Source organism: Paenibacillus rhizophilus, assembly GCF_003854965.1.
Taxonomy (GTDB): Bacteria; Bacillota; Bacilli; order Paenibacillales; family Paenibacillaceae; genus Paenibacillus_AQ; species Paenibacillus_AQ rhizophilus.
In genome coordinates this window covers 695160-709740 of sequence record NZ_RQPI01000001.1, presented here as the reverse complement: position 1 = coordinate 709740, position 14581 = coordinate 695160, and the positions used below count along the sequence as shown (strand labels likewise).

Below are 14581 nucleotides of genomic sequence, written 5' to 3'. Positions count from 1 at the left end.
CTCTTCCTTATAGTTTATACATACCGGGCAGGAATCACACTGCGCTTCCGTTCAAGGACAGCTCGGTATTCCGGTCCGCTTTTCTCTGCATCCATTCGTAAATAATCGGGATTACCACAAAGCTGTTTAGTGTTGAGGTGACCATACCGCCAATAACCACGATGCCAAGCACCTGTGAAATGACCGTATCGGCGCTATGGGATAAAGCAAGCGGAATCAGCGTAAGAACGGTTGTACCCGCCGTCATAAAAATCGGACGTACCCGGGACAGACTCCCCTGCACTATGGACCCCCTCAGGCTCATTCCTTCTTTTCGATTTCGTTCAATTTTATCGATAAGGACAATCCCGTTAGTCACTACTATACCCGTAAGCATCAATACCCCAATCAATGCAGCCAGGTTCCATTGACCGTGGATCGCATACAAGGCGAGCACCACACCGGACATAGCCAGCGGAATGCTTATCAATACGGCAAACGGCGCTCTCCATCCTTTAAATACAATGCTGGTAATAAGCAGGACGAGCAATACTGAAATCACTACAGCTATCGTCATTTCGATTATCATTTGCGTAACCTGCTCTGTAATGCCTCCCAGGGAATAGGTTACCCCGTTTGGAAGCTGCACATCTTTCAGAGCCTGATCGACCGCGCCCGACACCTTGCTCATGTCACTGGAAATGATTTGCGCGGTAACGACTGAGAAAGGCTGACCATCGCGCTCTTGAATGGATGAAACCGCATCGCTTTTATGAATGGATGCCAATTGATCCAACCGGTACGACTGGCCGTTACTGCCGGTGAGCAGCTCTGCTGATAGAGAAGCCAGCACTTGTTCCGGTGTATAGACAGGCAATGTCTTCTCTTTAACCGTGTTCTTTTGAATAGGGTCGATGTAGACATCTACCGGAATGACTCCCGAACCGGTTGACGTCATGATGTCAAAGTCCTTCCCTTTGGCCATATACCGTTTCAACAGCTTGTTAATGTCACCTTCCCTGATACCGGCCTTCGCAACCTTCTCCCTATCGATGGATATGGCGTACTTAGGAATACCATTGGTCATATCGGTTTTGCCTGATACGCTTAGACCTGGGATATCGACCAGTTTGGTCCGCACAAGTTCCGCGGCCTGCTCCAGTGTCTTGCCATCTGCGCCCATCAGCATGATTTTAATCGTTGAATCATCGCCTGCGATGTTCTGATTGGTTACCGTAATGGCGGCACGGTTAGAAAGATGGGACAAATCAGACTGTAAAGACGGTATGAACGAATTAACTTCCTTCTTGTTTTTTAATTGAATGGAAAGATTGGCTACGTTCGGCTGCTGAATATACCCGCCGCCTTGGTCAAATACGTCATCTGCCTGCGGTGTAAATGAAGAACCGAAAGTGGATGAATAGGAAGCGATTTGGGCGTTGTTATGCAGAACATCTTCAACAGCTTTTACTTCCTTATCCACTTCCGAGAGCGGGGTTCCTTTCGGCAGCTCCACTTTTACAGCCACCTGTCCGCCGGCCGTACTGGGCAGCAGGCTAAACGGCAGACGGGCGGCGAACAGGGCGGCGGCAACAAACAGGAGGATCGAGATACTGATCACTGTTTTTTTGTGCTTCAATGCGGATAAGAGGAATGGCTTCATCAAGGGCTCAAGCGTTACCGCTTTGGCATGAGGCTCTCTCCAACCGATATATGCGAAAGCCGGAATGACAAGCATTGCTACGAGGAATGACACCCCAAGCGCGATGACGACAGACCAGGCAAAGCCGGAATATGAAGCGCCAATGATGCCGCCAACCAAAGCAATCGGAACATAAACGGCAACGGTTGTCGCCGTGGAGGCGAAAATTGCCGGCAGCATCTCCACAACCGCGGAAGCTAATACATGTAAGACGGGTTCACCTCTATTTTCCTGTACTCTCCGGTATATGTTATCCAGGATAACGATCGCATCATCCACAATGCGCCCCATGGCTACAATTAATCCGGAAACGGTCAATAAATTAAGCGTAACGCCCATCCATTTCAGAATAGCTGTGGTAGCAAGGAGCGTAATGGGAAGCGATACGGCAATCAAGATTGTAGACTTCACATTCCGGAAAAAGAAAAGCACACAGAGCATCGAGAAGAGGCAGCCCAGCAAGCCCTCGCGAATAAGCCCCTTCAAGGATTCGTTCAGATCATGGGCACGATCCGTCAGCAGCGTCATCGCGACGTCACCGCTTTTCACCGCCGCTATGCCGGAAACCCGTTCTTTCACATGCCCGGCAACATCCGTGATGGTTGCAGTCGGCGTTTTGATCACATTGATAAGCACACTTGCCTGGCCATCGGTTCGTGAGACGGTCTTAACATCCGTAAGCGACTCGAATACCGACGCAACGGCGGATAAGGGTACGCTTTTTCCAACGCTGTTCTTAATCGCAAAGTTATTCAGCTGCTGATCCGTAATGTCCCAACCTTCTACCCTAATCGGAAATGAGGCTTTCACATTCGCAAGATTCCCCTGCATGCTGGGAATATCGGCTGCAATGGATTTATTAAAATCGTCCAGCGTTAAGCCGTTTGCCGCCAGATCTTTCGTCCGAAGGCTGACGACATAGCCTTTATTTGCTCCCCCGACGGTCTGGACATCGGCCACTCCGGGAACGGATTTTAATTGTTTCACAATATCCGTTTGCAATGAGGATTGCAAGGTCAGGTCATCTACCTGGTTATTCTTCGCAGTCAGACTGTAGCTCAGAATCGGGAAGGTGCTGGAGGTTAATCTTGTCACGGCAGGCTTGCCCACCCCATCCGGCAATGCGGCATCGTTCAGCGCTTGTTTGATCGTGTTCTCCGCTTTTTCCATATCATAATCCATCGGGTAATACAGATTCATCAAGAGACCGCCATCGTATGAGGTCGTCTCCAGATGGGTCAGTCCGTTCGTCTTGCGAATCACTTCCTCTAGCGGCGCGGTAATATCACGTTTCATTTGGTCCGCTTGGTAGGACGATGCCCGCAAGTACACCATTAATGTGGTGTTATTGATGCCGGGCAGATAATCTCGTTGCATTTGAAAAGCCGATACCGCCCCCCATGCTAAAATTAGCACGACACTGACCAAAATAATGGTCGCCCGCTGCATGACTGCTTCGATTAATCGCTTCATTTCAAGTCTCCTCTCGAGTCTATATAAAGAAAAGACTTCAAAGAGGACCTTTTTGTTCATTGGGGTAAAAAAAGAATGGATAGTGTATCAGAACTTGTCTGACGCCCTATCCATTCTTTCGATGTTTAATGTGCCAGCAAATAGATGAAGAAAATCGCGGCAAGCGCAAACCGGTAATAGGCAAACGGCGCGAGCTTCAGCCGCTCAAGCAGCTTCAGGAAGGTTATCACGGCCAGGAGCGCCACTACGAAGGCTACGAGGAATCCGACGATGAAGAAGCCGGCATCGGCTGCCGTTAACGTCTGGTAGCTCTTTAGTAATTCATAACCGCTTGCGGCAATCATCATCGGGATGGCAACCAGGAAGGAAAAATTAGTCGCGGCTTTATAGCCTGCTCCCGCCAGCAAGCCCCCGGCAATGGTCGCTCCGGAACGGGAGAATCCCGGCCACAGGGATAGGCACTGGAATAGACCAATCGTCAGCGCCTGTCTATACGACAGCTGATCAATGCTCTCCGCCCGCACAGGAGTCTGTTTCTTCTGGCCAAGAAGCATAAAGAGTCCTCCCAGTACAAGCCCCGCAAGTACGGTATAGGGTGAGAACAGATACGTTTTAATAAAGGAATGAAGTATAAACCCAAGTATCATTGCCGGTAAGCAAGCCAATATGATATGTAAAAGGTTTAATTTCGGCCTCTCTTTCGTATCTCCATTTTCGGATTGGATCTTCATTAGACCCAGCAAGCCGAGTATCCGCCGCCAATAAATGACGGCTACAGCAAGAATAGCTCCAAGCTGGATGATGATTTCGAAAGTGTCGGCTTTTTCTCCGGTGAATCCGAGAAGTTCTCCGCTCAAAATGAGATGGCCTGTGGATGATACCGGCAGAAATTCAGTGACTCCCTCTACAATTCCTTGAATGATTGCGATAATGAACTCGTGCATATCAGCGGCGCCCTCCTCCGTCTTCTTTTAGTGATGATTCCTGTCTTCATAATCTTAGACTAAGCTATAATCCTAAATTCAACGTGAAGAGACTATTAAATAAATCTTAACTGCATGGCATAATGGCTTAACCCATCGACCTTTCTTTATGCGCAAACAAACGGGACGGAGACAGCAGATAGACCAGACTGATCAACCCGAACATACACGCGCTGACCTGAAAAGGCAGAAGCTCATTCCCTGCGCTTGCCAGCCAGCTTCCGATTAGTGGTCCGATGACTACCCCCAAACCTTCAATGGAGAACAGCAGCCCCCAGCTTGTTCCAACGGAATCTTCAGGAATATAGCAAGCCATTAATGCGTTCCATGAAGGCAATAACGCTGCATACGCACACCCTAACAGAACCGAGAACCCCATTGCGCCGGCGAAAGAGCTGATCGAAGTTAGTCCGAATAATGCCGCTGCAAAAATACCGAACCCCAATACCAGGAACCATCTTCCCCCGGCATAATCGAACCATTTGCCCATCGGGACAAGAAGCAGAATTACACCGGCGCCGCCCATCAATAATACAATGGATAGCTGTGTATGCGAGAGGCCCACATGCTTGACCGCAAAGCTTGTTAAAAAAGGCGCCAGTATTCCACCCGCCGTAGTTTGCAGCACCATGCCGGGCACCAGAAAACCGCCCTTTTTCACTTTGTCCCACAAAGCGGCAAACTGCTCATTTATGGTGAGCTCTAAACGCGGCGCCGCTGCGACATCATCAAGCTTCACCATAGCGGCCAATATCCAGCCGGCGGTAAAAAACAGGCCAATAATTAAAAGCGAAATGGACAAGCCCCAGCCCATAACCAGATTAAGGGTGACCGGACCGAGTCCCAGACCCGCCATCCAATATGCATATAAGACCCCTGCCTGCTGCGCTCGGTTCTCTTCTTTGATTTGGCTCATGCAAATGATCCAGATCGGAGAGAAGCCGGCTCCCAAACAAGCTGAAGCGGCAATGAGAATCCACGCGTTATGAGTAGTTGCCATGAGCAACAGTCCAATCATGCTGAGGGTGAAGCCGCCGTGAAGCACCTTACGGTTAGAGAATCTGTCCAGCAGATAGCCGGTGAAGCCTTTGATCAGGCTGTCGGTCAAATAGTGAACGGACACTGCTATTCCGACGATGGATGAGGAAAGCCCCCAGCCCTCCAATGCATATGCCGGCAAATAAGCGACCAGAAAGGCCCCTCTTACCCACTCCATGAAAAAGAGAACAACCGCCAGGCGGGTGAAGGATTGCCGGGGCTCTTCTACCGTATTAGAGATACCCATGGATGGTTTTCACCTGCCCTTCGACGATCTTGGGCTTCGCTTGCCCGGCAAAGGGTTGCCGCTGCTCCACAGCATTCAAAATCTCGGAAACGATATGCTCTGCTGATGATTTTCGGGAAAAAGCCTTCATACGCCGTATCCGTTCTCTCCGGTATAACGGTTTCTCCAATTGACGAAGCTGATCGATTAACTGTTCCTCATTGTGAGCGGTGTCTATCACTTTTTGCCGGGATAGCCATTCCGCGTTGCCTGCCTCCTGTCCGGGGAGCGGCCGGTATACAATCACCGGAAGAGATTGGGCAATCGCCTCGGTAAGCGTAATTCCGCCGGCCTTGGACAGCAGACAAGAGGAAATGCACATAAGTTCCTGCATTTCTTCCGTATAGCCGAGCAAATGGACACGGCTGTTCTCTTGATAAAGTTCTTCCATAGCCGTTCGCAGCTTATGATTATTTCCGCAGAGCACAATTAAATCGAAATCGGATTTTGCGATTACGGTCTCTATTAATTTGCTGGTATGACTCATTACGCCGTAAGCGCCGGCTGCAAGGAGAATATAGCGCCGGTCTCCGCATAATCCGTGCTTTTTCAGGAGCAGTTCACGATCCTGGTAAGTCTCAAAAGCTTGACGGATTGGAATTCCGCTGACAACGACCGCGTCTTCAGCAATACCTTCCGACAGCAGGGCCTGCCTCATACCTTCCGTTGCGATAAAGTACTTCATGGTGTGCGGATGGAGCCATCTTCCGTGCAGAACATAATCCGTCATGACGGTGAATATCGGCACCCCGCTTACAGTCCCCTCGCCAAGTTCGGCGGCTGCCAAATAAGGAAAGGTATGAATAATGACATCCGGCCGCATATCGTCCAGTATCTTTTGAACCTTTCGCTTGCCCATGGAATGCAAAAGCCGGCCCAGGGCGCGTCTCGGCTTCATCCCGCTCGTCATCTCGTACAATAATCCATACAGTCCTTGAGCGTATACCGCGCTGTTCAAATAGAATCTTCGGGAAAGCTCATTCAGCTTAGGATGGACTTCAGCAAAGAGGTCAACGGTGTGGACCTGATTAATCCCTCTGGATCTGAAAGAATGTTCAATAGCTTCAGCCACCTTGACATGACCGTCTCCAAACGTGGAGGTCACAATTAGCACTACAGGGTTTGGGTTCATAAGAAAGCTCCTTTTCTATCTTGGCTCTCTCTAACTCTAACCCTCAATCGTAAAAAGAACGTAAAGGGATTCTTAATGGAATATTAACTTCCGCAAGAGAGTCGCGAATACGGGGTTATAATTGCCTTCAAGAACGGAAACGATAACCGGCGCCCCAAAGGGTTTCGATATAAACCGGATTGGCGGAATCCTCTTCAATTTTTTCCCGGAGCTTGCGGATATGCACGGTTACGGTCTGCGTATCTCCGAACGAATCAACGCCCCATAATCTCTCGAAGAGCTGATCCTTGCTGAATACCCGATTGGGATGCAGCGCTAAAAAGTATAGCAGGTCAAATTCCTTCGTTGTCAGCGTTACCTCCCGATCCCTCACAAATGCGCGGCGGGAGTCGGGATCGAGCCGTATTTCCCTGATTTCCAGTTCATTTGTGGATGATCTGTGTCCCTTCAAACGGTCATAACGGGCAAGATGGGCTTTGACTCTGGCGACAAGCTCCGCGGGTTTGAAGGGCTTCGTAATATAATCATCCGCTCCAAGCCCTAGACCGCGGACAATGTCGATGTCCTCCCGTCTGGCGGTGACCATAAGGATGGGAATATCCAGCTCTTCGCGAACCTTTTTACATACCTCGAATCCGTTCAGCTTGGGCAGCATGACATCCAGTACGATTAATTCAAATTTACCGGTGAGACTCATCTCCAGGCCTTCTTCTCCATTGACGGCGATTTCGGTCCGATATCCGCTCATCTCCAAATAATCCCGCTGGAGTTCGGCAATCGAAGGTTCGTCTTCAACAATCAGTATCGTTCGCTCCATTTCCCGGTGCCCCCTCCTCTATCGATAAAACAATGTAAATGGCAGTTCCTTCGCCTTCTTCGCTATCTGCATAAATACTTCCCCCGTGACCGGCGATGATCTGCTTGGCAATGGATAGACCCAGACCGCTGCCCCCCGTGTTCGTATTTCTCGACTGCTCCGCCCGGTAAAAGCGATCAAAAATAAAAGGGGCTGCTTCCGGCGGAATTCCGGGGCCGTTATCCCGAATGGCAAGAATAAAACGCTCGGTCTCCAAACGAGTATTTACCGTGATTTTCTTTTCAGGCTTATCCATATATTTCAGGCTGTTCTGAATAATGTTGCCGAGTACACGTTTAAACGAATCGCGGTCTACCGATACCCAGGCTCCTTCTCCGCCATTCATTTCGATTTGAAGCTGCACGCCTTTTTTCTCCAGCTCTACCTCCAGCTCCTCCGCCCAATCCGTCAAAAAAGGGAGAATAGGCACGGATTCGAAGGAAAATGGAAGCTTCTGCATATCCAGTTTGGAGTAAAGAAACAACTCGTCAATCAGTCTGTCCATCTCCCCGGCCTTAGCGGCAATCGTGCGCATGTACTTCTCGTTTTTTTCGGGCGAGTTGGCCACGCCTTCCAATATTCCATCCACATAGCCTTTAATAGCCGTAATGGGCGTCTTCAGATCATGAGAGATGTTCGTAATTAATTCTTTGCGATTGTTCTCATATTGCTGCTGCAGATAAATGGATTGCTGTAGTCGGGATCTCATTTTCTCAAAAGCCATACCCAGCTGGCCCAGCTCATCTTTGCCGCTAATGTTCACCTTAAAATCCAAGTTGCCGTCGGTAACCAGCTTCGTCGCTCTACGCAGTTCAAGCAAAGGACGGATAATGCGTCTCGACATATAGGAGGTCAGCAGCCCATGCGTCAACAGAAGCACGACCAGCGTTGAGAGGAAGAGGATGGGAAAAAAAGTTCTCACAAAGTGAACCAAAGGATCAAGTTTTGTCAGCAAAAAAAGGCTTACCGGCGTGCCGTCCTTGGATAATAAATCAAACTGGGCGACTTTATACCATTCATTGTTATATTTTTGCCGGTAGGGCTCATACTCTCGTCCCGCCTTTGTGAAAGAAGGCAGCTCGTCGATTAAACCCTTTTTCTGCAAAAGATCGTCAGAAGCGTAGAGTTCTTTATTTTCGGAACGGATATAGATGGCCGTATTCTTTTGGAGCATATCTGCGGAAAAATCATTCAGAAATCCGGTATCCGTGAGCAAAGCGGAATTTTGCAGAAAGGTGTGTTTAATTAAATTTCGGGTATCTCTCTCTTCCATTCCTTCGAATTTGCTTTCGTAGGCGTTTTTAAGGCTTTGAACATCTCCATGGTAAACCACAGTCAGCAGCAAGGCGGTTACAACAAGCAGAAACAGGGGAATCACAAGCATTGCCGCATAGGAAAGCAAAAATTTCAAACGAATGGACATCTTTGGTCAATCTCCCTGCCTCTAGGATTCAAAAATGGTTACACCGCCCGTTCCTTCCTTCTCCGCAGCAACCACCAAACCAGCAGTAAAAGTACAGCTACGCAGATCGCATAGCTGACCGGCCGCAAATACTGCTCCACAATGGTCCAATTTCCGCCTAGCTTGAAACCTATGTAGACAAGAGCCAAGTCCCAAGGTATGCAGCCAAGCGCTGTGAATATGGCAAATCTCCAGGCTTTCATCCCGGCGATCCCCGCCGGCAATGAGATAAAGGTGCGAATAAAGGGCAGCATGCGGGTAAAGAAAACCGTGCTCTCTCCATAACGTCCAAACCATCGCTCCGCTTGTTCCAGATGATGTGTGTTTAAGAGAATATATTTTCCGTATTTATCCAGCAACCGCCTGCCTCCCGTGACTCCGACATAATAAGCGATCATCGAACCCATGAGATTTCCAAATACACCCGCGACAACCACTTCCGCAAAAGATAGCGATCCTTGAGCAGCCAACCAACCGCCGCTAAGCATAATAACTTCACTGGGAATCGGAATACAGGCACTCTCCAGAATCATTCCTATCCATATCCCCCAGATTCCCATTGTATCCACAAGGTGAAGCGTCGTCTCGGATATCCAAGCCAATAATTGGTGCATTAGGTTTCACTCCTCTCCGACATATACTCCAATTTACAGCTTAAGTATGAACTGGCCATGAATCAATTCTTAACGATTTATTAATTAATTGGAGGCTGGATATACACAGTTTGCTATAATCAGGCCTTAATCATTTTTTAACAAAATCATGCTATACTTTGCCAATCCTAATTAGACTGAACAAGGAAGTGTACTTGAATGCCCCTAGCCAGACCTCAGCGCGTCCCAGTAAAGATCTCTTCGCCGAAGGAAAACTCCCAGGTGAATAAGACCCCCGCTGCCATTTCTCGAAAAAAACGCAAGTTTAAATGGTTGCCTCTGCTATTTGTTTTGATCTTAATAGGCGGAGCTTTATTTTATCGTAAGCCTTTGGCACAGCTGATTTCAACCTGGCTCGGTGGAACATCGGCTGGTACCTCGGCAGTGGCGCCCTCCTCTTATCCAGACACGTCTAAATCCACACCACCTGTAGAGAGCGGTATGGGCACCGTCAAATCCACACTTCCGGCTGCAAATGCCGCTAACGCTGCGTCAACAGCCTCCCCTTCACCGGGAAGCGCGAACAAAAAAGAAACTTATATCCGCGCCGCTGCCGAAATTGCAAAAAGCTATGCTGCAATGCTGCCATCCAAAGCTGCCGCGATCCTGCAAACCCAATCTGCCGAAGAAATCATTTATGCAATGGCCGAGATGTCTTCAATTGAACGCGGACATATTTGGAGTAAAATGGATCCCGCCAAGGTTGCGGAGGTTTCTTTCCAGCTTAAAAACCGCTCCGATTGGACAAATCAGGAGATCGCCCAGCTTCAAAAAAAGGTTAATTTCATCAAGCGGGCGGAGCTGAAAAATTCACCTTTGAACGAGGTAGCCAAGACCTATTCCCAAATGCCTCCTGCTGAAGCGGCTAAACTTATTGACAACTTGCTGCAAACAGACACTGCCAAGACTCTATCCGTTGTGAAAGCCATGGACTCCTCCGCACGAACCAGAATATTAACGGTCATGACTGATGATCAGACACTAATTGCATCGGCAGCTCTTATCGTAAAAGCGATTGGCAGGTAACCCTATTCCGAGATGACTGTCTCAATTAAGATACAACATCAAAAGCTGGGGGATACTTCACGGTTCCGGTAATATGGTCAAGTGATCCATTTTTCAGTTCATGCACCATAAATGCCTCATCCGGTACTTGAAACGGTGGCTTGATTCCTTTGGTCTTAGAAGGAATAAACCCGAACCTGGAATAAAAATTCGGGTGTCCCAACACGACAACATGTTCAAATCCTAATTCTTTGCATTTTTTTAAACCTTCTCTTACCAAAGCAGAGCCTATGCCCAGATTCTGGAACTCAGGTTTGACTGATAAAGGCGCGAGTCCTAACGTCGGCACGATTCCGCTATCTGTTTCAATGGAAATGATACTGAACAATATATGACCGATTACTTCGTTTGAAATGGCAACCAGCGACAACTCCGGAACAAAAAACTCCGAGGCCCGAATTGCTTCTACCAGTTTGGCCTCTTCCTCTCCCTTGAAAGCAAGGTTATTCACCTCACTAATTTCAAGAATATCTTCTTTTTGTTCCGGCCGAATGATAAACAATGGATACACCCTCCTCTGTTCAACGGATTTCTTCAAGCTCATCTAAATGATTGTACGATATATATGTCTGCTTGTTGTTTCCATTAGAAGCTTCTTCACACATTCCACATAATTTTTTTATACAATGGCCTCGAAGTTAATTTATCTATTGGGGGAGTATCAAACAATGAGCATGACGCATTACATGTCCCTGCTTGCGGACAATCAGCCATGGAATTTGATTCTATTCATGGCCATTCCCGTGATCTTTGCCGAGACGATCACTGTAACCGAATTCTTTATCCTCTTCAACAAAACGACGCAAGGCGGTCTCAGAAGCTTTAACCGCATCTGCAGCATCCTGGCCGGGTTGTATTTCACAGGAATCTTTATATACTTGTTCCCCACCGCGTTTATCCCTTTGACCGTAAACGGAGAATGGCATACTTGGGTGGACGTTGTCGCTGTCGGTTTTTACCTAAGCGGTGTGCTCTTCTTATTGCCTCTCGCCCTTCTTGATCTTGGCATAATCGCCCGCAATCGTTCCGCAGAAGGAAAATTGAAGCTTCACTTTATCCTCGTCAGCGGCTTCCTCATTGTGGCCCACGTTGCGATGATCTTCGGAATGATTAACCCGGAAATCATCGGGGGAATGGCCGGAATGAATCATTAATCAGGGAGAATCAAAAAAGACTTCGGAGCCGGGCTCCGAAGTCTTTTTTGATTTCTTGGGCGTTACAGTTTATAAAAAAACAACATTCACCTGTCGTTTCTCTGTAAAAGTCTATTCTTTTTTGGGGATTTCCGCTATATTTGTTGAGCTGTAATTAAACGTTGACGGAGGTGCTGAATTGGGCAACCCTATTATTTCGCTGGAAGGGATCGGCAAAACATTCAAAGTAGCAAAACGGGCCGCCGGGGTAAGGCAGGCGGCAAAAGCTCTATTTTACCGGAAGCATACTTTCGTGGAGGCGCTAAAAGATATCTCTTTCACGATCCGCGAGGGCGAAATCGCCGGGTACATCGGGCCAAACGGGGCGGGCAAATCGACGACGATCAAGGTGATGTGCGGTATTCTGGTTCCGGACGAGGGCGACTGCAAAGTAATGGGCTACACCCCTTGGAAAAGCCGGACCGCCTATGTCGGCAACATCGGCGTCGTCTTCGGACAGCGCTCCCAGCTCTGGTGGGATGTGCCGGTGATCGATTCTTTCGAGCTGCTGCGGGACATTTATAAGGTTCCGGACACCCGTTACCGCAAAAATCTCTCCATGCTCACGGAGACTCTGGCGCTGGCCGACTTGATCCACGTCCCGGTCCGGCAGCTCAGCTTGGGACAGCGCATGCGCTGCGAGATCGCGGCCTCGCTCCTGCACGATCCCCGCATTCTTTTCCTGGATGAACCGACCATCGGCCTGGACGCCGCCAGCAAAATTGCTGTCCGGCAGTTCATCAAGACCATTCACAAGGAAAAAGGCATTACCGTCATTCTCACCACCCACGACATGAACGACATTGAGGCACTTGCAGAGCGGATTTTGATGATTGGAAAGGGCTCCCTCCTGTACGACGGCTCCCTGGACGAGCTGCGCCGAAGGTTCGGCAGCAGCCGGACCCTTACCGTCGATTACCGGGACTGCCTACGTCCCGTCGACATTCCCGGTGCCGTGCGCCATTCCTGGTCGCCGCAGCAGGCCGTTTATACCTTCGACAGCGCACAGATCAGCCTTACGGGCGTCATTTCCCAATTATCCGAACAGGCTGAAATTCTGGATGTGGCGGTGGATTCCAAATCGGTGGACGAGCTGATTTTGCAGCTGTACAAGGAGCATCAGATATGAAAATGTATCTGTCAGTCGGAAAGCTGCGCTTCGTAACAGGCCTTCAATACCGCACTGCCGCCTTTGCCGGCATTCTCACCCAGCTTTTTTTCGGCTTTGTCTTCATTATGGTATACGTCGCGTTCTACAACCGCAGCGGTGCCCAGCTGCCCATGACCTTGCAGGAAGTAGTCACATACATTTGGCTCCAGCAGATGTTTCTTGGCCTCATTGCGCTTTATTTCCGCGATCCGGACATCTTTCAGCTGATCACCGGCGGTAATATCGCTTACGAGCTGTGCCGTCCCTGCGGTCTGTATGGCTTCTGGTTCGCAAAGCTTCTGGCGACCCGTGTCTCCGGCGTCGTGCTTCGCTGCTTCCCGCTTCTGGTGGCGGTGCTGCTTCTCCCTAATCCCTATGGGATAAGTCTGCCGCCCAGCATTACGGCCTTTCTGCTTTTTCTTCTGTCCCTCTTGCTCGGTCTGCTCATAGTCTGCGCGATTTCGCTGCTGATCTACATCTCCATCTTCTGGACGATGTCGCCCACCGGGTCTACCCTCATGGTAGCGACAGCGGGAGAGTTTTTGGCCGGGATGATTCTGCCGATTCCCCTGATGCCGGTTTGGATGCAAAAGCTCGCAAATAGTCTGCCTTTCCGGTGGACGGTGGATTTTCCCTTCCGGGTTTATACGGGCCATATTGCAGCGGCAGAAGCATTGGAGGGCCTTATGATTCAGCTATTCTGGCTGGCGCTGCTGACTGGGCTCGGTCTGCTGCTTATAAACCGGGCGCTTCGGCGAGTCGTCGTGCAAGGAGGATAACAAGATGCAGCTTTATTTAAAGTATCTGTCAATTTTGTTTCGCTCTCAGATGCAGTACCGGACGTCCTTCTGGCTGCTCACCTTCGGGCAATTTTTCATCCCCTTTTCGGTCTTTGCCGGCCTGTATTTCATGTTCTCCAGGTTTGGGGAGCTTCAGGGCTGGAGCTTCTTTGAGACGGCGCTCTGTTTCGGCGTCATTCACATGGCGTTCTCTCTCAGCGAATGTTTTGTTCGCGGGTTCGACGTCTTCTCTTCCCTCGTGGTAAGCGGAGAATTTGACCGCCTGCTGGTACGTCCCCGGAGCACAATTGTCCAGGTTCTTGGCAGTAAATTCGAGTTCACCCGGTTCGGCCGTCTGGTGCAAAGCGCCGTCGTGCTGGGCTGGGCTCTCTGGAACCTCCCGATTGCCTGGACGCCTCTTAAGGTGCTGACCCTGATGATGATGGTGGCGGGCGGCATCCTGATTTTTGCGGGTATCTTTATCCTGAATGCCACTCTTTGCTTCTGGACGGTTCAGGGGCTGGAGGTGGGGAATCTGCTGACCGACGGCGGGCGGGAGATGGCGCAGTATCCGCTAAATATCTATCATAAGCGGGTCACGCTCTTTTTCACCTTCATTATACCGTTTGGCTGCGTGAGCTATCTGCCTCTGCTCTTTCTCCTGGACCGGACCCAGGGACACGGACTCCTGTACGCTCTGCTTCCTCTGGCCGCCATCCTGTTCCTTCTTCCCTGCCTGGCTGTGTGGCAATTCGGCGTCCGACATTATCGCTCCACGGGGTCCTAAAGCAAGCGCAGCCCGCATTCCTACGGCTATCACCGGGAATGCG

General features: G+C 49.6%; 13 protein-coding genes. 5 read left to right on the top strand and 8 right to left on the bottom strand.

All coding sequences use genetic code 11. The annotated features are described in order from the left end of the window. Positions 1–34: 34 nt before the first annotated feature. From EH198_RS03360 to EH198_RS03330, 7 genes are all read right to left on the bottom strand, one after another. Positions 35–3154 carry an efflux RND transporter permease subunit gene (locus EH198_RS03360; RefSeq protein ID WP_124694116.1) on the bottom strand — a complete coding sequence of 1040 codons (3120 nt, stop codon included), beginning with the start codon at positions 3152–3154 and terminating at the stop codon, positions 35–37. A 125-nt stretch (positions 3155–3279) separates the two neighbouring features. Next, entirely contained in the window at positions 3280–4098 is an 819-nt protein-coding gene (gene bacA, locus EH198_RS03355) for an undecaprenyl-diphosphate phosphatase (RefSeq protein ID WP_124694115.1), read from the bottom strand. 127 nt (positions 4099–4225) lie between these two features. Next, positions 4226–5422, bottom strand: a complete 1197-nt coding sequence (locus EH198_RS03350; RefSeq protein WP_124694114.1) for an MFS transporter — start codon at positions 5420–5422, stop codon at positions 4226–4228. Next, positions 5409–6593, bottom strand: a complete 1185-nt coding sequence (locus EH198_RS03345; protein ID WP_124694113.1) for an MGDG synthase family glycosyltransferase — start codon at positions 6591–6593, stop codon at positions 5409–5411. Before EH198_RS03345 ends, EH198_RS03350 begins: the two co-directional genes overlap by 14 nt. 127 nt (positions 6594–6720) lie before the next feature. Beyond that, positions 6721–7410: a response regulator transcription factor gene (locus EH198_RS03340; protein ID WP_124694112.1), complete on the bottom strand. Its 690-nt coding sequence runs from the start codon at positions 7408–7410 to the stop codon at positions 6721–6723. Continuing rightward, entirely contained in the window at positions 7385–8872 is a 1488-nt protein-coding gene (locus tag EH198_RS03335; protein WP_124694111.1) for a sensor histidine kinase, read from the bottom strand. The genes EH198_RS03340 and EH198_RS03335 overlap by 26 nt, the downstream gene beginning before the upstream one ends. A 38-nt stretch (positions 8873–8910) precedes the next feature. After that, on the bottom strand, positions 8911–9525 hold the full coding sequence (locus EH198_RS03330) for a DedA family protein (protein ID WP_124694110.1): 615 nt from the start codon (positions 9523–9525) through the stop codon (positions 8911–8913). 261 nt (positions 9526–9786) lie between these two features. Here EH198_RS03330 and EH198_RS03325 point away from each other — a divergent pair, with 261 nt between their 5' ends. Next, entirely contained in the window at positions 9787–10590 is an 804-nt protein-coding gene (locus EH198_RS03325) for a MotE family protein (protein WP_124694109.1), read from the top strand. A 25-nt stretch (positions 10591–10615) separates the two neighbouring features. Here EH198_RS03325 and EH198_RS03320 read toward each other — a convergent pair whose 3' ends face one another. Beyond that, the gene (locus tag EH198_RS03320) at positions 10616–11131 is read right to left on the bottom strand and encodes a GNAT family N-acetyltransferase (RefSeq protein ID WP_246014073.1); all 516 of its coding nucleotides are present in this window, start codon (positions 11129–11131) and stop codon (positions 10616–10618) included. Between the two features lie 166 nt (positions 11132–11297). Here EH198_RS03320 and EH198_RS03315 point away from each other — a divergent pair, with 166 nt between their 5' ends. The 4 genes from EH198_RS03315 (at position 11298) to EH198_RS03300 (ending at position 14538) form a co-directional block, all read left to right on the top strand. After that, on the top strand, positions 11298–11783 hold the full coding sequence (locus EH198_RS03315; protein ID WP_124694107.1) for a DUF6803 family protein: 486 nt from the start codon (positions 11298–11300) through the stop codon (positions 11781–11783). A gap of 178 nt (positions 11784–11961) precedes the next feature. Beyond that, positions 11962–12951: an ABC transporter ATP-binding protein gene (locus EH198_RS03310; protein ID WP_246014072.1), complete on the top strand. Its 990-nt coding sequence runs from the start codon at positions 11962–11964 to the stop codon at positions 12949–12951. Next, positions 12948–13751, top strand: a complete 804-nt coding sequence (locus EH198_RS03305) for an ABC transporter permease (protein ID WP_124694106.1) — start codon at positions 12948–12950, stop codon at positions 13749–13751. Before EH198_RS03310 ends, EH198_RS03305 begins: the two co-directional genes overlap by 4 nt. A gap of 4 nt (positions 13752–13755) precedes the next feature. Then, positions 13756–14538: an ABC transporter permease gene (locus tag EH198_RS03300; RefSeq protein WP_124694105.1), complete on the top strand. Its 783-nt coding sequence runs from the start codon at positions 13756–13758 to the stop codon at positions 14536–14538. Positions 14539–14581 lie beyond the last annotated feature (43 nt).